This is a genomic window from Pseudomonas sp. NBRC 111132 (assembly GCF_001320565.1).
GTDB classification, from domain to species: domain Bacteria; phylum Pseudomonadota; class Gammaproteobacteria; order Pseudomonadales; family Pseudomonadaceae; genus Aquipseudomonas; species Aquipseudomonas putida_P.
Genome location: NZ_BCBI01000020.1, coordinates 1 through 25,634, shown reverse-complemented (window position 1 = coordinate 25,634; position 25,634 = coordinate 1). Strand labels below are relative to the sequence as shown.

26 protein-coding genes are annotated in these 25,634 nt (G+C 63.6%); 10 read left to right on the top strand and 16 right to left on the bottom strand.

The window, feature by feature from the left end; genetic code table 11:
* Nucleotides 1-74: 74 nt before the first annotated feature.
* Genes APH35_RS11825 through APH35_RS11810 form a run of 4 tightly spaced genes read right to left on the bottom strand, consistent with a single transcriptional unit; the run spans nucleotide 75 to nucleotide 4,839 of the window.
* Entirely contained in the window at nucleotides 75-935 is an 861-nt protein-coding gene (locus tag APH35_RS11825) for an efflux RND transporter periplasmic adaptor subunit (protein ID WP_012274119.1), read from the bottom strand.
* A gap of 10 nt (nucleotides 936-945) precedes the next feature.
* The gene (locus APH35_RS11820; protein WP_009685040.1) at nucleotides 946-1,146 is read right to left on the bottom strand and encodes a DUF1656 domain-containing protein; all 201 of its coding nucleotides are present in this window, start codon (nucleotides 1,144-1,146) and stop codon (nucleotides 946-948) included.
* The gene (locus APH35_RS11815; RefSeq protein ID WP_060514840.1) at nucleotides 1,136-3,313 is read right to left on the bottom strand and encodes an FUSC family protein; all 2,178 of its coding nucleotides are present in this window, start codon (nucleotides 3,311-3,313) and stop codon (nucleotides 1,136-1,138) included. Before APH35_RS11815 ends, APH35_RS11820 begins: the two co-directional genes overlap by 11 nt.
* Entirely contained in the window at nucleotides 3,310-4,839 is a 1,530-nt protein-coding gene (locus APH35_RS11810) for an efflux transporter outer membrane subunit (RefSeq protein WP_012274121.1), read from the bottom strand. The genes APH35_RS11815 and APH35_RS11810 overlap by 4 nt, the downstream gene beginning before the upstream one ends.
* 191 nt (nucleotides 4,840-5,030) lie before the next feature.
* On the opposite strand from APH35_RS11810, the gene APH35_RS11805 reads away from it, so the two are divergent.
* Complete coding sequence (locus tag APH35_RS11805; protein WP_012274122.1) at nucleotides 5,031-5,978, top strand: LysR family transcriptional regulator; 948 nt, start codon at nucleotides 5,031-5,033, stop codon at nucleotides 5,976-5,978.
* Nucleotides 5,979-6,056: 78 nt separating this feature from the next.
* Entirely contained in the window at nucleotides 6,057-7,031 is a 975-nt protein-coding gene (locus tag APH35_RS11800) for a 2-hydroxyacid dehydrogenase (protein WP_060493266.1), read from the top strand.
* A 112-nt stretch (nucleotides 7,032-7,143) separates the two neighbouring features.
* Here APH35_RS11800 and APH35_RS11795 read toward each other — a convergent pair whose 3' ends face one another.
* On the bottom strand, nucleotides 7,144-8,046 hold the full coding sequence (locus tag APH35_RS11795; RefSeq protein ID WP_060493267.1) for a DMT family transporter: 903 nt from the start codon (nucleotides 8,044-8,046) through the stop codon (nucleotides 7,144-7,146).
* Nucleotides 8,047-8,231: 185 nt separating this feature from the next.
* Here APH35_RS11795 and APH35_RS11790 point away from each other — a divergent pair, with 185 nt between their 5' ends.
* Nucleotides 8,232-9,107, top strand: coding sequence for a helix-turn-helix domain-containing protein (locus APH35_RS11790; RefSeq protein ID WP_012274125.1), 876 nt, complete (start codon nucleotides 8,232-8,234; stop codon nucleotides 9,105-9,107).
* 72 nt (nucleotides 9,108-9,179) lie between these two features.
* On the opposite strand, the gene APH35_RS11785 is transcribed toward APH35_RS11790, so the two are convergent.
* The 6 genes from APH35_RS11785 to APH35_RS11760 all read right to left on the bottom strand — a co-directional run bounded on the left by APH35_RS11785 (nucleotide 9,180) and on the right by APH35_RS11760 (nucleotide 15,462).
* The gene (locus APH35_RS11785) at nucleotides 9,180-11,570 is read right to left on the bottom strand and encodes a TonB-dependent siderophore receptor (protein ID WP_060514839.1); all 2,391 of its coding nucleotides are present in this window, start codon (nucleotides 11,568-11,570) and stop codon (nucleotides 9,180-9,182) included.
* Between the two features lie 129 nt (nucleotides 11,571-11,699).
* Nucleotides 11,700-12,680 carry a FecR family protein gene (locus APH35_RS11780; protein WP_012274127.1) on the bottom strand — a complete coding sequence of 327 codons (981 nt, stop codon included), beginning with the start codon at nucleotides 12,678-12,680 and terminating at the stop codon, nucleotides 11,700-11,702.
* Nucleotides 12,677-13,252: an RNA polymerase sigma factor gene (locus APH35_RS11775; RefSeq protein ID WP_012274128.1), complete on the bottom strand. Its 576-nt coding sequence runs from the start codon at nucleotides 13,250-13,252 to the stop codon at nucleotides 12,677-12,679. Before APH35_RS11775 ends, APH35_RS11780 begins: the two co-directional genes overlap by 4 nt.
* A 4-nt stretch (nucleotides 13,253-13,256) precedes the next feature.
* Nucleotides 13,257-13,583, bottom strand: a complete 327-nt coding sequence (locus APH35_RS11770; protein ID WP_012274129.1) for a DUF3325 domain-containing protein — start codon at nucleotides 13,581-13,583, stop codon at nucleotides 13,257-13,259.
* Nucleotides 13,583-15,160: a PepSY-associated TM helix domain-containing protein gene (locus APH35_RS11765; RefSeq protein WP_060493270.1), complete on the bottom strand. Its 1,578-nt coding sequence runs from the start codon at nucleotides 15,158-15,160 to the stop codon at nucleotides 13,583-13,585. The genes APH35_RS11770 and APH35_RS11765 overlap by 1 nt, the downstream gene beginning before the upstream one ends.
* Nucleotides 15,157-15,462: a DUF3649 domain-containing protein gene (locus tag APH35_RS11760; protein WP_012274131.1), complete on the bottom strand. Its 306-nt coding sequence runs from the start codon at nucleotides 15,460-15,462 to the stop codon at nucleotides 15,157-15,159. Before APH35_RS11760 ends, APH35_RS11765 begins: the two co-directional genes overlap by 4 nt.
* 106 nt (nucleotides 15,463-15,568) lie before the next feature.
* On the opposite strand from APH35_RS11760, the gene APH35_RS11755 reads away from it, so the two are divergent.
* From APH35_RS11755 to APH35_RS11735, 5 genes are all read left to right on the top strand, one after another.
* Nucleotides 15,569-16,114, top strand: a complete 546-nt coding sequence (locus APH35_RS11755; RefSeq protein ID WP_256213757.1) for a sigma-70 family RNA polymerase sigma factor — start codon at nucleotides 15,569-15,571, stop codon at nucleotides 16,112-16,114.
* A complete protein-coding gene (locus APH35_RS11750) occupies nucleotides 16,111-17,037 on the top strand; it encodes a FecR domain-containing protein (RefSeq protein WP_060514837.1) in 927 nt (308 codons plus the stop codon). The genes APH35_RS11755 and APH35_RS11750 overlap by 4 nt, the downstream gene beginning before the upstream one ends.
* An 89-nt stretch (nucleotides 17,038-17,126) precedes the next feature.
* Nucleotides 17,127-19,451 (top strand): TonB-dependent Fe(3+) dicitrate receptor FecA, encoded by a 2,325-nt coding sequence (fecA, locus tag APH35_RS11745; RefSeq protein WP_060514836.1) that lies wholly within the window; start codon nucleotides 17,127-17,129, stop codon nucleotides 19,449-19,451.
* A gap of 177 nt (nucleotides 19,452-19,628) precedes the next feature.
* Nucleotides 19,629-19,976, top strand: a complete 348-nt coding sequence (locus tag APH35_RS11740) for an HPF/RaiA family ribosome-associated protein (RefSeq protein WP_012274135.1) — start codon at nucleotides 19,629-19,631, stop codon at nucleotides 19,974-19,976.
* 121 nt (nucleotides 19,977-20,097) lie between these two features.
* Complete coding sequence (locus APH35_RS11735; protein WP_012274136.1) at nucleotides 20,098-20,388, top strand: DUF3509 domain-containing protein; 291 nt, start codon at nucleotides 20,098-20,100, stop codon at nucleotides 20,386-20,388.
* Between the two features lie 3 nt (nucleotides 20,389-20,391).
* On the opposite strand, the gene APH35_RS11730 is transcribed toward APH35_RS11735, so the two are convergent.
* A complete protein-coding gene (locus tag APH35_RS11730) occupies nucleotides 20,392-20,862 on the bottom strand; it encodes a phosphate-starvation-inducible protein PsiE (protein ID WP_012274137.1) in 471 nt (156 codons plus the stop codon).
* A 231-nt stretch (nucleotides 20,863-21,093) separates the two neighbouring features.
* Between APH35_RS11730 and APH35_RS11725 the strand changes: the two genes are divergently transcribed.
* Nucleotides 21,094-21,357 (top strand): YebG family protein, encoded by a 264-nt coding sequence (locus APH35_RS11725; protein WP_012274138.1) that lies wholly within the window; start codon nucleotides 21,094-21,096, stop codon nucleotides 21,355-21,357.
* A gap of 61 nt (nucleotides 21,358-21,418) precedes the next feature.
* On the opposite strand, the gene APH35_RS11720 is transcribed toward APH35_RS11725, so the two are convergent.
* A complete protein-coding gene (locus APH35_RS11720; protein WP_060514835.1) occupies nucleotides 21,419-22,438 on the bottom strand; it encodes a Leu/Phe/Val dehydrogenase in 1,020 nt (339 codons plus the stop codon).
* A 124-nt stretch (nucleotides 22,439-22,562) separates the two neighbouring features.
* Between APH35_RS11720 and APH35_RS11715 the strand changes: the two genes are divergently transcribed.
* Entirely contained in the window at nucleotides 22,563-23,369 is an 807-nt protein-coding gene (locus APH35_RS11715) for a SirB1 family protein (protein ID WP_060514834.1), read from the top strand.
* Here the strand turns inward: APH35_RS11715 and maiA are convergent.
* The 3 genes from maiA to APH35_RS11700 all read right to left on the bottom strand — a co-directional run.
* A complete protein-coding gene (gene maiA / locus APH35_RS11710; protein ID WP_012274141.1) occupies nucleotides 23,363-23,995 on the bottom strand; it encodes a maleylacetoacetate isomerase in 633 nt (210 codons plus the stop codon). The genes APH35_RS11715 and maiA overlap by 7 nt on opposite strands.
* 12 nt (nucleotides 23,996-24,007) lie before the next feature.
* Nucleotides 24,008-25,300 carry a fumarylacetoacetase gene (gene fahA, locus APH35_RS11705; RefSeq protein ID WP_060514833.1) on the bottom strand — a complete coding sequence of 431 codons (1,293 nt, stop codon included), beginning with the start codon at nucleotides 25,298-25,300 and terminating at the stop codon, nucleotides 24,008-24,010.
* 3 nt (nucleotides 25,301-25,303) lie between these two features.
* On the bottom strand, nucleotides 25,304-25,634 hold a 331-nt coding region (locus tag APH35_RS11700; protein WP_156341214.1), incomplete at its 5' end, for a homogentisate 1,2-dioxygenase domain-containing protein.

The window sequence follows — 25,634 nt, the reverse complement described above, 5'->3', positions numbered from 1 at the left end:
CGCCATGATTTTTACAGCGCCTTTGAGATCGAGCGCCGCGCGGGCGGCGCTCGATGTTCCTGACTACAAATCTCTCAAGGCGAACTCGGCTTCACCACCACCGTACAAGTCGTCCCCGCCGCCAGCAAAAACCCTTCCGGCACTTCATCGATGTGAATACGCACCGGCACCCGCTGCGCCAGCCGCACCCAGTTGAACGTAGGGTTCACATCGGCAATCAGCTCGCGGCTTTGCGGGTTGTCGCGGTCGTAGATGCCACGGGCGATGCTCTCCACATGCCCCTTGATGCGCTCGCCGCTCATCATCTGCAGCTCGGCCTGGTCACCCACCTTCACGTGCGGCAGCTTGGTCTCCTCGAAGAAGCCGTACACCCAGAACGAGTTCTCATCGACCACCGCCATCACCGCCTCACCGGTACGCGCATAGTCGCCCTTGTGGATGTTCAGGTTGGTCACATAGCCATCCACCGTGGCCACGATGTGCGTGCGCTTGAGGTTCAGTTCGGCTGCGGCCAGTTCAGCAAGGGCTTGCTGGTAATCGGCTTGGGCAGCGTTGGCAATGTTGCTGGCATCGTCGCGGTTTTCCTTGGAGATCACCAGGTTGTCCATGTCGGCCCGGCGCTTGGCGTTGACCTTGCGCATTTCCCAGGTGGCCTTGCGCGAGGCGACCAGCGCCTTGGCCTGGTCGACCGCCAACTGGTAGTGCTCGGGGTCGATCTGGATCAGCAGGTCGCCCTTCTTCACCCGCTGGTTGTCCTTGACCGGTACGTCCACCACGTAGCCGGGCACGTCGGCGGCGACGTTGATGATGTCGGCACGCACGCGGCCGTCGCGGGTCCATGGTGTGGTCATGTAGTGCAACCACAACTGGCGACCGATGGCCACGGCAGCGACCAGCACCAGCAGGGTGGCGATCAGGCTGAAGAACTTTTTCATCGAAGGTTTCTCACCAGTAGACAGTAAGCGCCATGGCGCCGAACAGGCAGACGAACAGGCTCAGGCGCAGCAGCGCCGGGTGCCAGAAGAAACGGTAGCCATCATGGCTGGCGATGAACCGGTCCAGGCCCCAGGCCAGGCCCAGGGCGAACAGGAACATCAAGGTCATGGTGGGCATGTACACGCCATGGAAGGCGATTTCACGGGGCATGGTGCAATCCTTTCGCCGGTGCCAGTGGCGACTGTGGGTCCAGCAGGGAAGAACGGATGAAGTGCAGGTAGCTTTGCGCACGGCGCAGCACCGAGGTGTCGAAGTGCCGGGCGAACGGCTCGTCGGTGGCCTGCACGCGGGCGATGGCATGGTCCACGGCCACCAATGCACGCTCGTGGTTGCTGGCGCTTGGCTGCAGGAACAACCGCGCCAGGGCACGGCCCATGACGCGAATCGCCTGGCGCCACGGCTGCGACTCGGCGTAGGCCGGGTGCACCGGCGCACGGGCCTGCTCCTTGCGCAACTCGATCACGGCGTGGCCGATTTCCAGCACGGTGAACATCCAGCCCATCAACTGGCTCTGCACCTGCGGCTTGCCCGCCGCCAGGCCATAGGCCTGGTGCAACAGGTCGCGGGTGCGGCTTTCGAACGCCGTGCCGATGCCGCGCAGGCGACCACTGATGGCGAACAGCACCTGCTCGCGCAGCTCCTGTTCCAGCCGGTTCCACAACCAGCGGCTGTTGGGCGGCAGGATGATCGCCCCGGCGGCGGCACAGACGAACATGCCGATCACCATGCCGATGTAGTCGTTGATGAAGGTGTAGGGGTCATACACGGTGAGGTTGTTCGGCACCGAGCCAATCGCGAAAAACACCAGCAAGCCGATGCCGTAGCCGGCATAGGCCGGGCGCGACGACAGAAACGCGCCCAACACGAACACGGGTGCCAGCACCATGCACAGCAGCGGGAAACCGTCGATCCAGGGGAACACGAAGAACGTTTCGAAGAACCCGACAAAAGCACCGATGGCCGTGCCGCAGGCCATCTGGAACGACATGCGCTTGGGGTTCGGCGACGCCGCCGAAAGGCCCACGGTGACGGTGGCGATCAGGGTCATCATGGCGCCGCTGGGCCAGTCACTGAGTAGCCAGTAGCTACCCAGCAGCAACAGCACCGCCGAGGCACGCACACCGGCGGCCAGCGACACCAGCCAGCTGGTCTGCGCCACGTAGGGCTCGTCCCACTGCTCGCGCTGGTGCGTGTGCGCGGCCAGCGAGGCATGGGTTTCGGCGTAGCTGAACATCTCGTCGACGAAGCGATACAGCAGTTCGAACGCAGTGTGAAAGTCGAGCAAGTCGGATTCACTGGGGTCGGTCGCCAGGTATTCGGCCCGCAAGCCGCGCACCTGGGCCTGCAGGCCTTCCTTGTAGGCGGCCAGCTCCAGGGTCAGGCGCAGCGCATCGGCGTCGGTCAACGCCCGCCCCACGTAGGGCTGCAGCAGCTCCACCAAGGTATTCAGGCCCGGCTCGATGGCACTGACGATCTGCAGTGGGCCACGGGCACGCAGCCGCTCCAGCAAGCGGTGCAGGGCGTTGAAGCGCGTGGTGATGGCCATGAACTCACTGTTCATCCGCACCAGCCGACCACTGCGCCGGCGCATGTGCGGGTCTTCGAAGGCGGTGACATTGCGCAAGCTTTCAAGGCCTACGGCCTCTGCCACGAAACGCACGTTGCTGCTCTCGAAACGGTCCTTTTGGCTATCGCCACGCAGGGCCTCGACCACCACCCCGGCGAACACGCCAAAGCGCTGGTACAGGGCGTTACGCATCGCGGCGCTGGCCGACTGCGGCAGGATTGCGGCACTGACGAAGGTCGACACCAGAATCCCCAGGGCAATCTCCAGCACCCGCCATACGGCTGCCATGAACGCCTGCTCAGGGTGCTGCAGCACCGGCAGGCCGATCATCGCGGCGGTGTAACCGGCCAGCACGAAGCCATAGGCGCGGAAGGTGCGGTAGCGCATGGCACCGGCCGAGCACAGGCCCACCCACAGCGCCAGGCTGGGCAGGAACAGCTCGGTGTTCTGCGGGAAGATGGCGATCAACGCCACCATCATCGCCGAGCCGGCCAGGGTGCCGAGCACCCGGTAGAAGCTTTTGGCGAACACATGCCCGCTTTGCGGCTGCATGACGATGAACACGGTGATCATGGCCGTGCGTGGTTGCGGCAGCTCAAGGCGCATGGCCAGCCACAACGTGATGAACGCGGCGGCCAGCACCTTGAAGATGTACACCCAGGTCACGCCGTCGGTGCGTGCCCAGGCAAAGAAGCCCCGGCGCCATTCCAGGCTTTGCAGCCAGCGCACGGGCAAACTGGAAGTGCTCATTCGGCGTTATCCGGCTTCTTGTCGAAAATGGCCAGGGTAGCCGGGGTTTTCGGCGCAGCCTGGCGTTCCTCCTTCGGCACATCCTGGCCGGCCTGCAGGCCGCCGCCCAGGGCGGTGACCAGCTCGGCATGGGCGACCAGGCGGGCGGCCTGCACCTGTTGCTGCACCTGCTGCTGGCGGAACAGCAATGTCTGCGCATTGAGCACGTTCAGGTAGTCGGTAAGGCCGCGCTGGAAGGCGACCATGGCGATGTCGTAGGTTTTCTGAGCTGCGGCGACGGACTCGGCCGCGAAGTGCGACTGCTCTTTCATCGACTCGCGGCGGATCAACTGGTCGGAAATGTTCTTCAGCGCACCAATCACGGTCTGGTTGTAGCGCGCCACCGCTACGTCATACCCCGCCGAGGCCACGCCCAGTTCCGAACGCAGGCGGCCACCGTCGAAGATCGGCAAGCTGATCGCCGGGCCGACGTTGTAGTTGAACTTGCGCCCGGTCAGGAACTCCAGCGGGCCACCACCGGTAGCCATGAAGCCCAGGCTGCCGACCAGGTCGACGTTGGGGAAGAAGCCGGCATGGGCAACATCGATGCCACGCGCTTGAGCGGCCACCTGCCAGCGGCTGGCGACCACATCGGGGCGCTGGCCGACCAGTTCGGCAGGCAGGTTCGAGGGCAGCTTCAGCGGCGCGGCCAGGGCCAGGGTCGGGCGCTGCAACTGTGCGCCCTCCCCCGGGCCTTTGCCAGCCAACGCCGCCAGCTGGTTGCGGGTCAGGGCAATTTCTTCGTCGAGGCTGTCGAGCTGACGGTGGGTTTCCGGCAGCGGCGCTTCGGCCTGACTGACTTCGAAGTGAGTGCCGATGCCGGCATCCAGGCGACGCTTGGCCAGCGCCAGGATCTGCTCCTGCTGCTCCAGTTCGGCCTTGACGATATCGCGCTGGGCAAAGTGCAGGCTCAGTTGGATGTAGGCGCGCACCACGTTGTTCTGCAGCTCCAGTTGCGCCTGGCGGGCTTCGGCCACGCTCATGTGCGCCTGGTCCACGGCCTGCTCACTGGCGTTGCGCTCGCGCCCCCACAGGTCGAGGGCGTAGCTGAAGCCAATGGCAGCGTTGTTGTCCCAGGTGTTGGCGCCCGACAGCGCGCCAGGGCCATAGAACTGGTCTTCAGGCCAGTTGTGGCGCTTGAGCGTGGCCTGGCCGTTGGCCTGGAGCTTTTCCGCCGACTCGACCACGCCAGCCATGGCCTTGGCTTCGCGCACCCGCGCCGCGGCCATGGCCAGGCTTGGGCTGCCGGCCACGGCCAGGGCAATCCAGCGGTCCAGCTGCGGGTCGCCATAGGCGTGCCACCACTGCTGATCAGGCCAATGGGCGTCGGTCGCGGCTTCGCGTATGGCCGCGTCGGTGGTCAAGGTATTGGCTTGCAGCGTCTTGCTTTGCGGGGCGATGCCCCAGGTTCCGATACAGCCACTCAAGGTGAGGGCAAGGGCACAGGCACTGAACGCATTGAGCGTTCTGATGATGCGACGCGGCACAGCTGCGATTTCCCGAGGAAGAGGTGAAGGGGCCGGGCAATTCTAGGGGGCGACAGCACTGGCGATAAGCGCAGATTCCTGCGAATCTTTGTTACCAAAACAGCGATAATCCGCCTTTGGTCGAAGGTAACTTTTCAGCTTTTTTGCGTTACTTCGTGACACAATTTTGTCCTCTACATCGAGAGTGACCCATGGACACCCTGCAAAACATGCGTGCTTTCAGTTGCGTAGCCCAGCTTGGCAGCTTTACCGCTGCTGCCGCGCAACTGGATACGACCACCGCGAACGTGTCGCGGGCGGTCTCCAACCTGGAAGCCCATCTGCAAACAAGGCTGCTCAACCGTACCACCCGCCGCATTGCGCTGACCGAGGCCGGCAAGCGTTACCTGATGCGTTGCGAACAGATTCTTACCTATGTGGAAGAAGCCGAAGCCGAAGCCAGCGATGCCCACGCCCGCCCGGCCGGGCAGTTGAAGGTGCACTCGATGACCGGGGTGGGCCAGCACTTCGTGGTCGATGCCATCGCCCGCTACCGCGAGTCGCACCCGGACGTCACCTTCGACCTGACCATGGCCAACCGCGTGCCCGACCTGCTCGACGAGGGTTATGACGTGTCCATCGTGCTGGCCACCGAACTGCCCGATTCGGGGTTCGTGTCACAGCGCCTTGGCATCACCTACAGCATCGTCTGCGCCTCGCCCGGCTACATCGCCCGCCACGGCACTGCGCACAAGCCCGCCGACCTGCTCAAGCATGCCTGCCTGCGCATGGTCAGCCCGGTGATCCCGCTGGAAAAGTGGCTGTTCGACGGACCGGAAGGCCAGGAGATGGTCAACATCACCAGCTCGCCGTTCATGGTCAACACCGCTGATGCCATGAAGACCGCGATCCGCAGCGGCATGGGCGTAGGCGTGCTGCCGATCTATTCGGCCATCGACGGCCTGCGTGACGGTAGCCTGGTGCGAGTGTTGCCCGAGTACCGCCTGCAGGAACTGAACCTGTACGCCATCTACCCATCGCGGCAGTACCTGGATGCCAAGATCAAGACCTGGGTCGAGTACCTGCGCAACTCGCTGCCAGAGATTCTCGCGGCCCATGAGGCGGACCTGAAAACCCATCAAGTGCTCATCGCCAACTAAAAAGCTGCTGCATGGCGGGGGTGGACAATGGTAGGTTGCTAACCAATGTCCACCCCCGCCTTGCAGAGAAGTTGCCCGATGAAAAAGACTGTCCTGGCCTTCAGCCGTATCACCCCGGCCATGGCCGAGCGCCTGCAGCAAGACTTCAACGTGATTCTGCCCAACCCCAAGCTCGGCGACATCAACGCCCAGTTCAACGAAGCCCTGCCCGAGGCCCACGGCCTGATCGGCGTTGGCCGCAAGCTGGGCCGTGCACAGCTTGAAGGCGCGGCCAAGCTGGAGGTGGTGTCCAGTGTTTCGGTCGGCTATGACAACTACGACTTGGACTACTTCAACGAACGCGGCATCGCCCTGACCAACACCCCCGACGTGCTCACCGAAAGCACCGCCGACCTGGGCTTCTCGCTGATCATGGGCTGTGCCCGCCGCACCGCCGAACTGGATGCCTGGACCAAGGCCGGCAACTGGCAGGCCACCGTAGGCCCGGCCCATTTCGGCAGCGATGTGCATGGCAAGACGCTGGGTATCGTCGGCATGGGCAACATCGGCGCTGCCATTGCCCGCCGTGGCCGGTTCGGTTTCAACATGTCGGTCATCTACGCTGGCAACAGCCGCAAGACCGCGCTGGAGCAAGAACTTGGGGCGCAGTTGCGCAGCCTGGAGCAGTTGCTGGCCGAAGCGGACTTCGTGGTCATTGTGGTGCCGTTGTCCGACGCCACCCGCAAGCTGATTGGCGCCCGCGAGCTGAAACTGATGAAGCCGAGTGCCTTCCTGATCAACATCGCTCGCGGGCCGGTGGTGGATGAAGCGGCGCTGATCGAAGCCCTGCAGAACGGTACCCTTCGTGGGGCTGGTCTGGATGTGTACGAGAAGGAGCCGCTGAGCGATTCGCCGCTGTTCAAGCTGCCCAATGCGCTGACCTTGCCGCACATTGGTTCGGCCACTGCCGAAACCCGTGAGGCCATGGCCAATCGGGCGATGGACAACCTGCGCGCGGCGCTGCTGGGCGAGCGGCCGCGGGACCTGGTGAACCCGCAGGTGTGGAAGGGCTGATAGCGCTCTATTGCCTACACCGGCCCTTTCGCGGGTAAACCCGCTCCCACAGGTCCAGAACGCTGTGGGAGCGGGTTTACCCGCGAAAGGGCCGGTGCAGGCAACGCATGTCCTATTTGGCCACCACAACACCGCCAGCCACCCGGACCCGAGGCTTGCGAAACACCAGCACATTCCCCGCCATCACCGCCACCAGCCCCAACAAGGCCGGTGCCGTCCACTGATACCCCTCGGCCACCGCCGACACATTCAACGCCACCAACGGAAACAGCACCGTGCAGTAGGCCGCGCGCTCTGGCCCCATGCGACCGACCAGGGTCAGGTAGGCGGTGAAACCGATCACCGAACCCGGAATTACCAGATACATCAGCGAACCGATGTAGCGGGTGTTCCACTCCATGTTGAAAGGAATGCCGCTGACCAGGCAATAAACCATCAGCATGGCCGCCCCGTAGACCATGCCCCAGGCATTGGTGGTCATGGGCTTGAGCCCGGCCTTCTGCTGCATGCTCGACAGCATGTTGCCCGCCGAGAAGCACAGCGTGCCGAGCAGCGCCAGGCCAAGGCCGTACAGGGTTTCACGGCTGGCCGCATGATGGGACAGCTCGGGCCAGAACAGCAGCCCCAGCCCAAGCAGGCCCAGGGCACCACCGCCCAGTACATTGGCGGCGATTTTCTGGCCGAAGAAGACCCGCGCATTAAGTGCGTTCCACAGGGTTGCAGTGGAGAACACCACGGCGATCAGACCACTGGCGATCCACTGGCTGGCAGTGAGAAAGCACATGAAATTGACGCAGAACAGGCAAAAGCCCTGTGCCAGGCAGATCAGGTGGCCACGGCGGTTCATCGGTTGCAAGCGCCGGGTGAGCAATAGGATGGCGAACAGGATCAGGCCGGCCAGGGCGAAGCGATAGACGATCGAGACCGGGATGGCGACCACGCCCAGCTGGAGCTTCAAGGCGATCCAGGTAGTGCCCCAGATCAGGACGGTGAGCAGGTAGAGTGACAGGTTCATGGCGGCAGTTCCTTGGGCCTTTCAGGATCGGTGCCCGGCGCTTCGCGGGTAAACCCGCTCCCACAGGGATCACCAGTGTTAGATAGATGGGCCTTTACCGGCTTGCACAAACTTGCGCTTTTCTTGCGCCAGTAGATGTCACGCTGTGCAGGGCGCAGTAGGATGACTGGCAAGAGGAACCCGCCATGACGCCACTCACCCAGTTGCAAGTGTTCAACGCCATGCATGCCTCGCCCCACGCCCGGCTGGAGCTGAGCGCGCACCTGGGCGACGGGCTGGCGGCGGCGTTGTGGAGCAACCGTGACGATGCTCGTGATTACCAGGCACCGACCCATCACACCCTGTCGTGCTACATCGCCGACGGCACCGGCACCTTCCGCCGCCAACGCCCGGCCGACAAGGGCGCACCCGGCAAGCTGTGCGTGATGCCGGCCGGGCAGGAATCGAACTGGGTGGTCAATGGCGCGATCCGGCTGGCACACCTGTATGTCAGCGAGGCGCAGTTCGCCCTGGGCTGCGTGCGCCTGCTCGACCGTGAGCCACGGGAGTTGCAACTGCAGGAGGCGACCTTTCTGGACGATCCACAGCAGGCGGCACGCTTTCGCCAACTCATCCAGCTGGACTGGGACGAGCCCGGCGAACGCCTGCTGGCCAGCAGCCTGGCACACGAAATCGTCGACCATGCGCTGCTCAACCAGGTCGGGCTGCGCCAAGGCCTGCGCCTGAAAGGCGGGCTGGCGCCGAACCTGCGCCGGCAGTTGGTCGAGTACATCGAAGCGCACCTGGACCAGCCGATTACCCTGGGTGAACTGGCCTTGCGCTGCAACTTGTCCGAATACCACTTCGCGCGCATGTTCCGCGCCAGTTTCGGGTTACCGCCGCATCAGTATTTGCTAGCCAGGCGGCTGCAACGGGCTTGTGAGCTGTTGCGACTGGGGGAAATGCCGCTGGGCGAAATTGCCCTGTTGTGCGGGTTTGCCAGCGCCAGCCATTTCAGTAACCGCTTCCGGCAGGCCCTTGGCGCAACGCCTGGGGAATATCGCTCGGCCATTCGCGGCTAAAGCCGCTCCCACAGAGTAACGCGATCCCTGTAGGAGCGGCTTTAGCCGCGAAGAGGCCGGCACAGGCTGTACTTAAAACTCAAAGGTACTCGACAAACTCACCTGCCGCGCATCTCCAATCGCCACAAAGTACTGGTTCACCGCCGAGCTGTAGTAAACCTTGTCGAACAGGTTCTTCACGTTGAGCTGCAGGCGCACGTTGTGTTCATCGAGCTTGGTCTCGTAGCTGGCGAATGCATCCGCCACGGTGTAGGACGGCAGGTCGAAGGTGTTGGTCGAGTTACCCGACCGCTCGCCCACGTAGCGCGCACCCGCACCTACCCTCAGCTTGTCGCCACCGAACAGGCTGCCGAAGTCGTACACAGCCGACAACGAACCACTGTGCTTGGCTACGTTCTGCAGGCGGTTGCCTTGCAGGTCCGGGTCCTTGGTAACCTTGGCATCCGTGTAGGCATAGCTGCCAATCAAGCTCCAGCGATCAGTCAGCTGGCCGGTCAGGTCAAGTTCCACGCCTCGTGAATTGACTTCACCCGCGTTGCTGTAGACCGTCTCGCTGGTGCTGGCGTCGAAGTTCGAAACCAGGACGTTGCGTTTGGTGATATCGAACAGCGCCAGGGTGCCCGTGATGCGGCCCGGCATATCGAGCTTGGCCCCCAGCTCCCACGACTTGCCCTCTTCCGGGGCTACCGACGAGTCGAGCACGATATTGCCGGTCAGTGGCGCAATGGTGGAGTTTGGCTTGAACGATTCGCTGTAGCTGCCATAGAACGACAGCTGGTCGTCGACCTTGTAGACAATGCCGGCGTGAGGCACCCAGGCCTGGCCACTGATGTCGGTATTGACGTGGAACGGGCGGCCGCGACCGGCGTACTGGTCGTACTGCTGGAAGCGCGCGCCGGCCACCAGGATCCAGTGCTCGTCCAGGTGCAAGGCGTCCTGCACGAACAGCGCATCGGTGCGCAGCTTGTCGGTCTGGTCGCTGTCACTGGCGCGCACCGTGCTGCCTTCCACTTCCTGACCGTAGACTGGGTCCACATAGCTGAACGTGGACTTGGCCGTCTGGCGAATCAGATCACCCCGGAAAATCTTGCGGTCTTCGTGGTCGATGCCGAACAGCAAGTCGTGCTGCATGCCGGCCACTTCCACGTTGCCTGCCAGGCTGACGGTCGCGAACTGGTCACGGCTCATGGCGTTGTGGGTGCCGTCGATGCTGCGTGTCAGCGTGCCTTTTGCTTCGTTGACGGCCGTCACCCGCACCTGGCTGGCATCGTAGGTTTCACGGTTGAAGCTGTAGCCGAAGTGCAGCTTCCAGTCATCGGCCAACTGATGGTCGACTTCCAGGCGATACAAGTCGGAGCGCCCTTCCATGTCGTTGAAGGGCTCGTCCAGACGACGCGTGGCGGGGATGTTCAGCGGGTGGCCGTTGTTGCCGAACGCGGTACCCCGATCGAACGGGTAGAGAAACTCGCGGTGCTCGTAAGCCACCACCACCTGGGTATCTTCGCCCAGCCAGGCCAGCGACGGCGCCACCAGCGATTCGCGGTGCACGCCGTAGTTACGCCAGTAGTCTTCGTCCTCGTGGTCGACGACCAAGCGGTAGGCGAAGTTGCTGTCGCCCAGCGCGCCAGTGCTGTCGAGCCCGCCGCCACTGCCGTTCTTGCCACTGCCGTAGGTCGAGCCACGCACGGTCAGGGCGTTGTACTGCTGCAGTTGCGGGCGCTTGCTGACCACGTTGATCACCCCACCCGGGTCCTGGATGCCGTACAGCAGCGAAGCCGGGCCCTTGAGCACTTCGACCCGCTCGGTGCTGGCGTTGAGGCTGCGGCCCTGCACGATGGGCATGCCATCGCGCATGATCGAGCCATCGCGGTTGTCGCCGAAACCACGCTTCATCACCGTGTCGGACGTGCCACCGAAGTTATTGCCCTGGGTAATGCCGCTGACATTGGCCAGGGCGTCATCGAGGTTACGCGGCGCCTGATCACGGATGACCTGCGCCGGTACCACGTTGATCGCCTGGGGGATGTCCTGGTTAGGGCCCTGCCCGCGCATGATCGAGGCGCTAGCCGGGGGCTGATAGCTGTAGTCATCCAGTTGCGAGGTCACCGTTGTGGCCTGCAGGTTGAGGGCACCGGAGGTGTCGGCGGCTTCGAGGGTGAAGGTGCGTGCATCGACGCGGCGCCAGGCCAGCCCGGAAGTACCCATCAGCTGTTGCAGGGCCTGTTCGGCGCTGTACCGGCCATTTAGCGCAGGCGCCTGCACGCCTGGTAGCTCAAGGGTGTAGACCACGCTCTGGCCGGTGGTACGACTGAAAGCGTTGAGTGCCTGGGCCAAGGGCTGGGCTGGCTGGGCGAAGGCGTAGGCCTGCTGTTGCTCGGCGGCGCAGGCCAGGGGGGCGACAGCGATGGCAGGCAGCGTAGCAAGGCCTAGCCAGAGAGGGACGCAACGCGGGGAGAACTTCATGGACGCTGACCTGTGAGAGGGATATTACTGCGAATGAATCGCACTTCCACTCATTACACGGATGCCACGTCCTGTTACCTCACCCGCTATCTGAAAAATATTTTCCTGTGCCGACCGCTTCGCCGACAACTACCGAATCAGGGTCAAACGCCCCAACACCGTCTGCCGCGAAAAGCCCATCACATTGCCCAACGAATCCAGCGCCAGCAACGGCTCGGCCACCGGGAAACTGCCGCTGACCTTGCGCTGCCCCAGTTCGCCATCCAGCAGCAGGATGCGCCCTGGGTAATAGCGCCCAAGGTCCTCGAGCACCTGCGCCAGCGGCACCTGGTAGTAGTTCAGCCAGCCTTCCCGCCAGGCCAGGCGGTTATCGCTGTCCACCGCCAACGTGTCGCCCGCGCGCCCTGCGCGATAGGCCACCTGCTGGTTGGCAGTCAGTTCACGCACCAAAGCGCCCGGAACAGGGCTAACCCCCACGCGCCCACTGCGCACCGTGACCAGTGCCCCCTCACCCTGCTCGCGCACCTCGAACTGGGTACCGAGGACTCGCACCTCGCCACCGGCAGCTTCGACCATGAACGGCTCGCCGGTATGGGTCACCTGGAAGAACGCTGCGCCATGCAGCAGCCGCACACGGCGCTCGCCCTGGGCGAAATCGACCGCAATGGCGCTACCTGCATCAAGCGTGATCTGCGACTGGTCAGCCAAGGTCACCTGGCGCACCTGCCCGTTACTGCTGTAGTCCGCTTGCAGGTCCTGCAACCAGTAACCCGGGTGCCAACCACCTGCAATACCTAGGGCCAGTACCATGCAGGCTGCCATCGCCAGTGCTGCCACCCGCCGCCACCGGCCACGGGGCGCTGGCCTGGCCATGGCATCGAGGTAGCGGTGCAGGGCTTGCTGTTCTTCGTCGGCCAACCGCTGCGCCGGGGCGGCACTTTTCTGCCACAGCGCCTGCGCCTGCCGGTAGGCTGCACGGTGCCCTGGGTCGGCCAACAACCAGCGCTTGAACGCCGCCCCTTCGGCTTGTGCGGGCTGCTCGTTGATGCGGCTGAGCCATTGCAGGGCGGCCTGGGATTGCGCCTCGGTGATGGGGGGCATGCTGCTCATCGACGGGCGCTCCCTGGCCGGCGTGGGGTGGGCGCGGGTTCGGCAATACTTGCCTTGCACGCTTCAAGGGCGCGCATCATATGCTTTTCCACAGCACTCTGGGACAGTTGCATGGCTTTGGCGATCTCGCCGTACTTGCAGCCGTGAATGCGGTTGAGCAAAAAGATCTGCCGGGTGCGCTCGGGCAAGGCACGCAAGGCGGCTTCGATTCGCTGCAAGTCGTGGTCGATCTCCACCGCCTGCTCCGGGGCATGGCCCATGGCCGCTTCATCCACCTGCAGAGCAACTTCGGCCACGCGTTCGCGGCTACCCTCGCTGCGCAGGTGGTCGATGGCCAGGTTACCGGCGCACCGCAGCAAGTAGGTGTCCAACGCTTCGACCTTGACCTCGGGCCGGCGCCAGAAGCGTAGAAAAAGCTCCTGGACCAGGTCCGAAGCGGTAGCTCGGCAGCCGACCCTGCGGCTGACCAGCGCCTCCATGCGCGCGCGCTGGGCCTGGAACACCTGGACGAAACGAGCACGCGCGCCTGCGCTGTCGGCGTCAGGCTCTATGCTATCGCTCTGCTCGCTCACAGCGTCACACGGCAAACACGGCAAGCAACGGGCCCAGCACCCCACTGGCGGCGGCCAGGCCCAACAGCAGGCGCGGCTGGTATGGCAGGCCAAACACCCACAGCGTCACCCCGGCCATCGTCACCGCCGTCCACTCCACCAGGCCATGAGCCCAGCCACGCAGGTGCACGCTGAGGGCCAACGACAGCATCAGCAGCAGCCAACCCACGACACGCAACAGGCGCAGCTGCCCTGGGCGCGGCTTGCGCCCAAGCAGGTCGCTAAAGTGCTTTTCCATGGCCAGGCAGAGGGCGACGAAGCCTGCGAATGCGATCAGTGCGTTACCCAGCATCAGCTCGCCTCCGCCGTTTCAGTGCTCGGCTTTTTTGCCGCACGCGCGGCGCGCTTGGCTACGGGCTTGGGGCTGCGCAGCATCTTGCTGGCCAGCCAGGCCAGGAACAGGCCAGTGCCCAGCGCAGTCAGGTCGAAGCCGGCCATGGCCCAGTCACCTTCCGGCAGTGAATGGTTCAAACCCCGATCGGTCGTCAGGCCATTGAGCAGCGGCAACAAGGTAAAGGCCAGCGCGCCCAACGCCAGTTGCTCGCCCCAGGCCCTGCGCCCACTGCGCAAAACGGCGTGCACCAGCGACAGCCCCCAGGCGATGAAGAATGCATTGACCTCCCAGTCCGACCTGCCTTCGACACCCATGGGCATCAGCCGGTTGGCCCAGAAAAAGCCCGCCACTGCCAGTAACAGGCCGCTCATGCTGGCAATATTGAGCACTTCGACCAGGCGTAGCTCGCCTGGCATGTGTGCGCTTTTGGCGTGCTTGAGCTGGCGCTTGCCCAACCACATCACCAGCCCGGTGCCGATCACCGCAGTACCGGCCACGCCAAAGAAGAAGTACAACCAGCGCAGCCAGGGCCCGGCGAAGTTACCCATGTGCAACCCGGCGAAACTGAACGCGGTCATCATTGCCCCGCTCTCCGGCTTGCCCTGGCTCAGCAGCGCACCACTGGCGCCATCGAAAGTCCAATTGGCGCTGCGCCGATAAGCCACGTGGTCGGCGGCCGATTGCGTGAAGGTGACGCGGGCATTGCTGTCGCCTGGGTTCTGCACCTGGATGTTGCCAATGCGCGCCCCCGGCTGCAGTGCCTGCACCTTGGCGTACAAACTCGGCAGCGCTACCAGAGGTGTAGCCACCTGGGCAGCCTTGGGCGCATCGTTACGGCCGAACAGGTCATTGAAGTATTTGTCGGTGTCATTGCCGTAACTGGCCATGATGCCTGCCGGCATCACCATGTACATGAACAGCACCAGGCTGCTGTAGCTGATCATCAGGTGAAACGGCAGCACCAATACGCCAATAGCATTGTGCCCATCCAGCCAGGAGCGCTGGCCCTTGCCAGGGCGGAAGGTGAAGAACTCCTTGAAGATCTTCTTGTGGGTGATGATGCCGGTGACCAGCCCCAACAGCATGATGAAAGCGCAGAACGTCGACAGCCAACGGCCAAACGGATGAGGCATCTGCAGCTGGAAATGGAAGCGGTAGAAGAACTCACCACCGCGGCTGTCGCGTGCCTCCACCGGCTGGCCGGTCTGGGTATCGAGGGTTTTGCTGACAAAGCCACGCGGCCCGCCATTGGGGTCGCGGTAGCCCACGCTCAGGGCCGCTTCACGCGCATTGGGCATACGGATGAACCAGGTACCCGAATGCCCGGCATTGTCCTGCAGGTAACGTTGCGCCACCCCCAGGCTGTTGACCGGGTCCAGGGCGTGGCTGCGCACTTCGGGCTGCGACCAGTGAGTGATTTCTTCCTTGAAATACGACAGCGTGCCGGTGAGGAAGATGGCGAACAACAGCCAGCCGAAGATCAAGCCGGTCCAGGTGTGCAGCCAGGCCATGGCCTGGCGGAAGCCTTCTTTCATGGGTTCTGCATCCAGTAGGCAACGCCGCTGATCATGCCCAGCAACAGGCTTGGCGCCAGCACGCCCAACCACGCACGCCAAGCGCTGCGGCAGGCAAAGCACCAGATGAACGCCAGCAGGTAGAAGACGAACGACAGCAGCAGGCCGGTGAGCGTGGCATCCACCTTTGGCATTGGTGCCAGCAAGGCAATGCAGACGCTCGCCAGGGACGCCAGCAAGTAGCCGCCCAGCAGCGCGGCGAGGCTGCGAGAGGTCACGGCCAGGCGATAGCTGAGCGGGAGGCCGGCGGTTTTGCGCGTCATGGCGAAGGTCCGGGCGTTTTCGGGGCTGCAATAATAATGATTTCAATTCTCATAAGCAAAGCCCCAAGACGAGTGACGATTGCCGAGTAGCGCGACCGTCCATATAATGCGAACAATTCTTACTACCAGTTGCGCGATCGAGCGCCGGAGTATCACGGTGCCCAGCGCGCTCTCTTCCACGGTCGAAGGCCTTTACCACGCCCATCACAACTGGCTCACCAGCTGGTTGCGCCGCCGCCTGGGCTGCCCGCAGAGTGCCGCCGACCTGGCCCAGGACACCTACCTGCGCCTGCTGCAGGCCCGCGAAACACCGCAACTGATCGAACCTCGCGCATTTCTCGCCACCGTGGCCAAGCGTGTGTTGTGCAACCACTTCCGCCGCCAGGAGCTGGAGCGCGCCTACTTGCAGGCCCTGGCCCAAATACCGGAAGAAGTGGCACCCAGTGAGGAGCAGAGGGCGATCATCTTCGAGACCCTGCTGGAACTCGACCGCCTGCTGGACGGCCTGCCTCCATTGGTCAAACGTGCCTTCCTGTTGGCCCAGGTCGACGGCCTTGGCCAAGGCGAAATCGCCCGTGAGCTGGGCATTTCCCTGGCCACGGTAAAACGCTACCTGAGCAAGGCAGCCATGCGCTGTTACTTTGCCCTGTGAACGCCTCGTTCTCTGCGCAGGTTGCGGAGCAGGCCGTGCACTGGCTGATCGAATCTCAGGGCGATGACTTCGGCCAGGTACAGCAACTGGCGCTTGAGCATTGGCTCCAGGCCAACCAGGAGCACCAGCGAGCCTGGGCCCATATCCAGCAGGTCAACCAGCGGCTGCGCGGTGTGTCGTCGCCCGTGGTGCATGCAACGCTGCAAGCCCCGCCTTCGCCGGCCAGGCGCCGGGCACTCAAGGCGTTGCTGTTGGTCGGTGTGGCGAGTGCCACCGGGCTTGGCCTGCAACAGCACAATCCGCTGCCTGGGTTGATGGCCGACTACCGTAGCCCGCTCGGCCAGCGTCGGCGCATGCAGCTGGTTGATGGCAGCGTGCTGCAACTCAATACCCGCAGTGCCGCAGACGCGCGCTTCGACAGCCAGCAGCGACAGCTGCGTCTGTTCGAAGGTGAACTGGCATTGCAAGTGGCCAGCGATGCACGGCCATTGCTGTTGCGCACCGCTGAAGGGGCGCTGCGCCTGGACAGCGGGCGCTTCAACGTGCGCCAGTTCGACGGTTACAGCCTGGTATCGGTATTCCAGGGGGCTGCCAGCGCGGCTGGGCAGCCACTGCGGGCCGGGCAACAGGCCCGCTTCACCGGCGCCTGGCGATCGGTGACGCCGCTCGACCCTAATGTCGGGGCCTGGGTAGACGGCATGCTGGTGGCGTCGCAGATGCGCCTGGCGGACTTTCTTGCCGAACTTGGGCGCTATCGCCATGGGCAGTTGGGGTGTAGCGAGCAGGTTGCCGACTTGCGTATTTCTGGATCGTATCCGCTGGATGACAGTGAACGCATCCTGCAGATGCTGGAGGTGGCGCTACCGGTGCGGGTGCGACGGTTCACCCGGTACTGGGTGACGGTCGAGCCGAAGATCGGGTAGAGCCGTACGTACATTTTTTCAATCAAGTGAGCCATTTTTCCAACCTCGCGTGACAGACATGGCAGAACCCCTCTTTCAGGACCCGACCCATGCCGTTGCGCCACAGCCCGTTCGTCCACGCCCTGCTGTTCACCACCACCCTCGGCCTGGCCACGCCTGCCGCCTATGCCGAAACCCGCAGCTACCATATCGCCGCCGGCTCGCTTGAAGACGCCCTCAACCAGTTTGGCCGCGAAAGCGGGGCGCTGATCTCGTTCGGCTCGCAACTGACCCAAGGCATCCACACTCAAGGCCTGGACGGCCAGTACGACGTGCGACAGGGCCTCGATGCACTGCTGCGCGGCAGCGGCCTGCAGGTGCGGCAGGAAACCGACAACGCCTTCAGCCTGCAGCCCATCGATACCCCCGCTGCGGGTGCGCCGGTCGAGCTCGGTGCTTCCACCGTGGTCGGCGACTGGCTGGCCGAGGCCCGGCAGGACAATGTGTTCGAGCACCCCGGTGCCCGCGACGTAGTGCGTCGCGAGGAATTCGAGCGCAACGGCGCCACCACCGCCCGCGAAGTGCTCAACCGTATCCCCGGTGTCAACGCCCCCGACAACAACGGCACCGGTAGCCACGACCTGGCGCTGAACTTCGGCATCCGTGGCCTCAACCCACGCCTGGCATCGCGCTCCACCGTGCTGATGGACGGCATCCCGGTGCCCTTCGCCCCGTACGGCCAGCCGCAGCTGTCGCTGGCACCGCTGAGCATGGGCAACATGGACGCCGTGGATGTGGTGCGCGGTGGCGGCGCGGTGCGCTACGGCCCGCAGAACGTTGGCGGCATCGTCAACTTCGTCACTCGGGCGATCCCTGAACAGGCCACGTTCAAGGCCGCCATGCAGAACCAGATCAGCCCGTCTTCCAGCCACGATGGCTTCAAGAACAGCGCCAACCTGCTGGTCGGCGGCACCAATGCCAACGGCCTGGGCGGTGCCCTGCTGTACTCTGGCACCCGTGGCGGTGACTGGCGCGAACACAGCGACACGCAAATCGACGACCTGATCCTCAAGGGCAAGCTGCAACTGGACGAAGCCAACAGCCTGCACGCCATGGCCCAGTACTACGAGGGTGAAGCCGACATGCCCGGCGGCCTGAGCACTGCCGATTTCGCTGCCGACCCGTACCAGTCGACGCGCCTGAAGGACAAGTTCTGGGGCCGCCGCACCCTGTTCAACTTCGGCTACGACTACAAGCAGGACGACCGCCAGTTCAGCGTCAACAGCTTCTTCACCAAGACCCTGCGCAGCGGTTACCTGGACCAGGGCAGCTTCGTCTCGCTGTCGCCACGCGAGTACTGGGTACGCGGCATCGAAACCCGCTTCTCGCAGGGCCTGGCCCTTGGCGACAGCTGGCACGAGCTGGGCATCGGCTACCGTTACGTCAACGAAGCCGGCCACGAACTGCGCTTCCGCGAGCCGGTCAATGGCAGCCTGCCGACCACCGCCAGCCGCAATGACCGCGACACCCGTGGCAGCACCGAAGCCCACGCCATCTACCTGGATGACCGCATCGACATCGGCCGCTGGACCATCACCCCCGGTGTGCGCTACGAGATGATCGACTCCGAGCAAAGCAACAAGCTCAACGGCCAGCGCTACGAAGGCAGCTACAACACCGCGCTGCCGGCGCTGAACGTGATGTACCACCTGACCGACAGCTGGAACCTGTACGCCAACACCGAGGGCTCGTTCGGCAGCGTGCAGTACAGCCAGATGCCCAACCGGGTCAGCAGCGGCGAAGTGAAACCGGAAAAGGCGCGTACCTGGGAAGTGGGTACCCGTTATGACAATGGTGACCTGCAGGCCGAGATTGGCGCGTTCCTGATCAATTTCGACAACCAGTACGAAAGCAACCAGACCAACGACTCGGTGATCGCCCGCGGCGAAACTCGCCACCAGGGCATCGAGACCAGCGTGCGCTACGCGCTCGACGGCCTGAGCCCCGCCCTGGCCGGTTTCGATGTGCATGCCAGCTATGCGTTCGTCGACGCCACTATCCGCGAGGACGGGCCGAACAAAGGCAACCAGGTGCCGTTCTCGTCACGCCACAAGGGCAACCTGGGCGTGGGCTACACCGATGGCCCTTGGCAGCTGAACCTGGACGGCAGCTTCCAGAGCAGCCAGTACGCAGACAACGCCAACACCAGCACCGAAAGCGCCGACGGCAGCACCGGGCGCATTCCGGGCTACATGCTGGTCAGCACCCGCGCCGGGTACGACTTTGGCCCGCAGCTGTCGAACCTGAAAGTGGCGGTTGGGGTGAAGAATCTGTTCAACCGCGAGTACTACACACGCTCTTACGATGACAACAACAAAGGGAAGTACGTGGGTGAGCCGCGTACCTTGTATGTGCAGACGTCGGTGGAATTCTGATCGACTGCAAATGGGGGGCCGCTTTGCCGCCCCATTTGCAACAAGACATTTATTTTCAAAAAGGGCTTGAATTCGTTTCGTGGTTGCCTGACCTTAGAGTCAAGAGGCGCAGAAATTCCAAGGGTCTCAAGGGCCTAGGCGCGCCTCCATGCGAGCAAGCTGAATAAGGATTGAATCATGCAAATCCAGGTCAACAGCAGCAACCATTTCGAAGGCAACGCCCGGCTTGATCAGTGGGTCCGCAGCACACTGCAGAACTCGCTGGAACGTTACGAAGAAGACCTCACCCGTATCGAGGTTCACCTGCGCGACGAGAACGGCGCCAAGCCCGGACCGCATGACAAACGCTGCCAGATGGAGGCTCGCCCCAAAGGCCACCAACCGATTTCGGTGACCCACACCGCCACTTCGCTGGACCAGGCAGTGGACGGTGCAGCCACCAAGCTCAGCCACGCGCTGGAACACTTCTACGGCAAGCTGCGCAGCAAGCGCGGCGCCTTGGAACTGAGTGACCCAGACGCCTGATTGGCAATGCAAAACGCCCGGCCTAGAGCCGGGCGTTTTTATTTGCAGCGATCAACGGCACTGAACCAACCCGCCGTTTTGCCAGTCAACTTCTGCACTCATTCGCTGCAGAAGCCTGAACATGAACAACCCATTCGAACTCATCAGTGCCGCATTTGCCCCCGAATACCGGGTCAACCTGAGCATCGAAAACCTCGATGGCAGCATCATGCTGACCCTGTCCGACGACGCAGGCGTGGTCGCCAAGCGCCTCATCACCCAGGCCCAGCGCAACGACCCGGTGCGCCTGCAGCGGGTAATCGACAGCATCCGCCTGGGCCTGGCCATCGAACTCAGCCAGAACCCCATGCAGGTGCTGGCCGCATTGACCCGCGATGCCCGCCACCACCCACGCCATGTCGTGGCCAACTGAGGGCTACTTGCCCTCCTCCACTTCCTTGCCGTTGGCATCCAGCACCTTGGTCGAGGGGTAGCGGTACGAGGCGTAGCGCACCACCAGAATCGAGAAGGCCAGCAACAAGATGCCGCCGCACAGGTACAACAGCCCCTCGTCCGGCGCCTTGTGATGCGAGACATCGCCGATCAGCAGACGGGTCAGCGCGGTAATCGCCACGTACAACAGGAAGCGGATCGGCATGTGGTTGGTCTTGAAGTAGATACCGACCATCGCCCCCAGCTCCAGGTAGATGAACAGCAGCAGGATGTCATCGACACTGACCCCACCCTTGCCAAGCATGTCCAGGAAGGTCACCACTGCCGCATAGGCGGTAATCGCGCCAATGCCGAACAGCGCCAGGTAATGGAAGGCCTCGACGCACAGGTTGCCCAGCGAGTCCGCCGAGCCGTGCAGGCCCTTGCGCAGCTTTTCTGCCCACTTGATGTTCACGATGTTCCATTCCCCGATACGTCTTTAAGGATGATGCGTCACCGATGTGACGCTTGTGCCATGCAGTTAAAGGGCCAGGCCCTTGGCTTGGAAGGCGACCGATTGCCGCAAGGCACCTGTGTACTAGGCTTTTGCCGTGAGAATCTGGTTGCGTGGTGATGGCAAATGCCATTACTGTATATAGATACAGCAACCAGCAACACAACCAGCAAAAAGGCATAGAGGTGATGAATGGCCGTCGAAGTGGTGTACCGCAGCAGCCGCGACCCGGAGCGCTTGTTCATGGATAAGGCCGAAGCAGACCGTCACGACAAGATGCTCGAACTGGCCGAGCGCCTGGCCGAAGTGCTGCACAAGGCAGTGCCGTCGCTGAGCGAGCAACAGGTCGAGGAAGCCGGTATCTACATGGCCAAGAACCGCGATGTGTTCGCTCGGGCCTTCAAAAGCCAGCCGGATGCCCTGGCCGAGTTGCTAGAGGGTGGCGCTGCCGAGTGATAGCGACGTTGCTGCTTCGCGGGTAAACCCGCGAAGAGGCCAGTAGAGCCAACATCAACAGTCAGCCGTAGAGCAACCGCTCCGCCAACATCTGCGCCACCCGCGCCGGCGAACGTTTTTCCGCCTGCGCATGGCCAAACACTTCGGTCAGCCGTGACGGTATCCGCGCCAGGTGCGCGGTGATGGTGCCCAGGTCCTCGCCACGATGGGTCAGCGCCACGTAGATCAGCCCACCGGCATTGATAACGTAGTCAGGCGCATACAGTATCCCCCGCGACTCCAGCTGGTCTGCCACCTGCAAGGTGGTCAGCTGGTTGTTGGCCGCCCCCGCCACTGCCGCGCAACGCAGTTGCATCACGCTCTGCCCGTTCAGCAACGGCCCCACACCGCAGGGGGCGAAGATGTCGCAAGGGGTACTGATCAGTGCATCGTTGGTCACAGGCTTGGCATCGAACTGTTCCATCGCCAGCCGCACCCGCCCGGGGTCCAGGTCGCTGACCAGCAGTTCCGCGCCCACCGCATGCAGTTGCTCGGCCAGTGCATAACCGACATTACCCAACCCCTGCACCGCCACCCGCAGGCCCCTGAGGTCATCGCTGCCCAGGCGGAACGAGGTCGTGGCGCGGATGCCAGCGAACACCCCCATCGCCGCATGCGGCGAAGGGTCGCCCGAGGCAGTGGTGCTGGTCACATGGGGAGTACTCTGGGCGATGCAGTCCATGTCCAGGGTCGAGGTGCCGCTGTCCACGGCGATGATGAAGCGCCCATGCAAGGTATCGATGAAGCGGCCAAAGGCCTCGAACAGCGCGGCACGGTTTTCCACGTGCGGGTTGCGCATGATCACCGCCTTGCCGCCACCTAGCGGCAAGCCGGCCAATGCCGCCTTGTAGCTCATGCCTTGGGCCAGGCGAATGGCGTCGGTCATGGCACTTTCGTCATCAGCGTAAGGCAGGTAGCGGCAACCGCCCATGGCCGGGCCCAGGTGCTCACTGTGGATCGCCACCACCGCCTTAAGGCCCGTAGGTGGGTCGTTGAACAAATGCAGTGACTGGGTCCGGGTACTTTGCATCAGTGCGAACATCGACAGGCTCCCCCACGAGGTGCTCCTTCCAGTATAGGCACGGCCCCGGCATTGACGCCGCTGCCGGACCACTGGACGAAACCACGCGTCACAGCTAATACTCAAACGTGTGTGGAGATGCCCCATGAAGCCACGTCAAGCCTGCCTGGCCTGCCTGGAACGCGAGCCTGTCGCCCTGCTGGAAGCCGCATTGTGGATTGCCGCCGAGCACGATCGTAGTGTCGAGCCCGCGGCCAGCCTTGCCACCCTGAACGAGCTGCAGCGCGAGATAAGCGCCAACCTGCCGATGCTGCCACTGTGCGAACTGGCCCAGCCACTGCTGCGCCAACTGATTGCGCTGGGCTTTCAGCAGGATGAATACCACCCGTTACGCCCGCATGCGGCGATGATGGACAAAGTACTGCAGCGCCGCCGCGGCCAACCGCTGACCCTGGCCATTCTTTCCCTGGAGCTGGCCCGGCGCTTGTCCATACCGCTGGAGGGCGTGGGCTTTCCTGGCCATTTCCTGCTGCGCGTGCCGGGTGCCGACCACCTGCTCGACCCCTGTGGCGGTCGGCGCTTGTACCCGAGTGACTGCCGCGAACTGCTGGCACGCCAGTTTGGCCCACATGTGGCGCTGACGGCAGAGCACATGCGCAGCGCTACGCCGCTGCAGATGCTGCAACGCCTGTCGCGCAACCTGCGTCAACTGCACATCAGCAACGATGACCACCTGGCCGCGTTGATCGACGCCGAGCGGGTCATGCAGTTGGGCCCGGTGCAAGTCAGCGATTACGTGACCCGCGCTTCGCTCTACCAACAACTGGATTGCCCGCAGGCCGAGCGCTTCGACCTGGAGCATGCGTTGCTGCTGACGGAAGACCCGGTCCAGCGCCTGAAGCTGTCCGAGCGAATCGGCAAGCTTCCGGCGGCAAACCGTTCACTTCACTGAGCCGGGCTGTCCGGCTGCTGGGCGGGGTGGGCCTTGGCGAACGCCGGGTGCGCGGCCGCCAGTGCGGCAACCCGCAGGATGCGCGGGAAGCTGTCGAGGTCGATGTTGAAGCGCTCGGCCGCATACAACTGCGGGATCAGGTACACATCCGCCAACCCAGGCGTATCGCCAAAGCAGAAGCCGTGATCGCCAATCAGTCGCTCCACTGCTGCCAGCCCCTGGCTTATCCAGTGACCGATCCACTGATTGACCTGCCCTTCGTCCTGACCCGCCTGGCGCAGCCGGTTGAGCACGCTGACGTTGTGCAACGGGTGAATGTCGCAGCCGATGATTGCCGCCACACCACGCACCTTTGCCCTTTCCACGGCCGTGGTCGGTAGCAACGCAGGCTGTGGATAAACCTCTTCCAGGTACTCGATGATGGCTGGCGACTGCACCAGCAACTCACCGCCGTCAGTGCGCAGGGCTGGCACGCGGCCCTGCGGGTTGACGGCGGTATAGTCCGCACCGCGCTGCTCCCCCTGCAGCAGGTTGACTGGCAGGGACTGGTAAGCCAGCCCCTTCAATGCCAAGGCAATGCGCACCCGGTAGGACGAGGTGGAACGGTAATAGGTGTACAGCTCCATGCCCCTGCCTCCTTAGTTGGCCGCGATGACCGTGCCACGGCATTCGCCGAAGCCGATGCTGGCTACGCCGTCACGCGTGCAGCGGGCACGCAGGATAATTTCGTCGCCGTCTTCGAGGAACTTGCGCACCTCGCCGCTGGCCAGCTCAATCGGCAGCTTGCCGCCTTCGGTGATCTCCAGCAGGCTGCCGAACGACCCCGGCGTAGCACCCGACAGCGTGCCCGAACCGAACAGGTCGCCCGGCTGCAGCTGGCAGCCGTTGACGCTGTGGTGCGCCACCAACTGCGCCACGGTCCAGTACATGCTGCGGGTGTTGCTCAGGGTCAGGCGGTGCGGGGCAACACCTTGCTCGCGCATGCGCTCGGTCAGCAGCAACACTTCGAGTTCAATATCGAATGCACCGGCGGCCTGGTCACGCTTGTCCAGCAGGTACGACAGCGGCTGCGGGTCGCCTTCCGGGCGTGCAGGCTGGGCGCAGCGGAACGGCTCCAGCGCTTCGGCGGTAACCACCCAGGGCGATATGCTGGTGATGAAACTCTTGGACAGGAACGGCCCCAATGGCTGGTATTCCCATGCCTGGATATCGCGCGCCGACCAGTCGTTGAGCAGGCACAGCCCCGCTACGTGTTCGGCGGCATCGCCAACCGGGATCGCCTGGCCCATGTCATTGCCCTGGCCAATCCAGATGCCCAGTTCCAGTTCGTAGTCCAGGCGTGCGCATGGGCCGAAACTTGGCTCGGTGTGCCCAGCCGGGAGGGTCTGGCCTTTTGGCCGGCGTACATCGGTGCCGGACGGGCGAATGGTCGAGGCACGGCCGTGATAACCGATCGGCACATATTTGTAGTTGGGCAACAGCGGGTTGTCGGGGCGGAACAGCTTGCCCACGTTCTTGGCGTGCTCGATGCCTACGTAGAAGTCGGTGTAGTCCCCGACCTGCGCTGGCACATGCAGTTGGCAGGCGCTGGCTGGATACAGTGCCGGCTGCAGAGCAGCCTGGTGCTCGCTGTGCTCGCCAAGCAGCACCTGCAAACGTTCGCGCAGGGCGACACGGGCGCTGCGGCCCAATGCGAAGTAAGCGTTCAGTGCCCCACCCCGAGTAGCCTCGACGGCGGCCTTGGCTTCCCCCTCGAACAGGCCGGCGGCCAACACCGCTTCCAGGTCGAGGATCGCGTCGCCGATGGCCACGCCACAGCGCCGGGCTTCACCCGGCCGGCTGAAGATGCCCAATGGCAGGTTCTGCAGCGGGAAGTCGCTGTGCCCGTTGGCGTGCTCGACCCAGCTACGGGCATTGGCAGTGTGGTTCATCGGTTATCTCCGGTTCGGGTTGAAGGTGCTTGGCAAGGTTGCCCAGCAACTATCGTAGTCGGCCTGCAATTGCGGGCATTCAAGGGCTTGCAGGCTCGGGCGCAGCACCTGGCTGGTCTCGAACATGAAGGCCATGGTGTTGTCGATCTTGTGCGGCGCCAGGTCGGCGGCAATGGCTTTTTCGCAGGTTTCGGCGTCGGGGCCGTGGGCGCTCATCACGCCGTGCAGCGAGGCACCGCCAGGCAGGAAGCCCTCGGCCTTGGCGTCGTAGGCACCATTGATCAAGCCCATGAACTCGTTCATCAGGTTGCGGTGGAACCATGGCGGGCGGAAG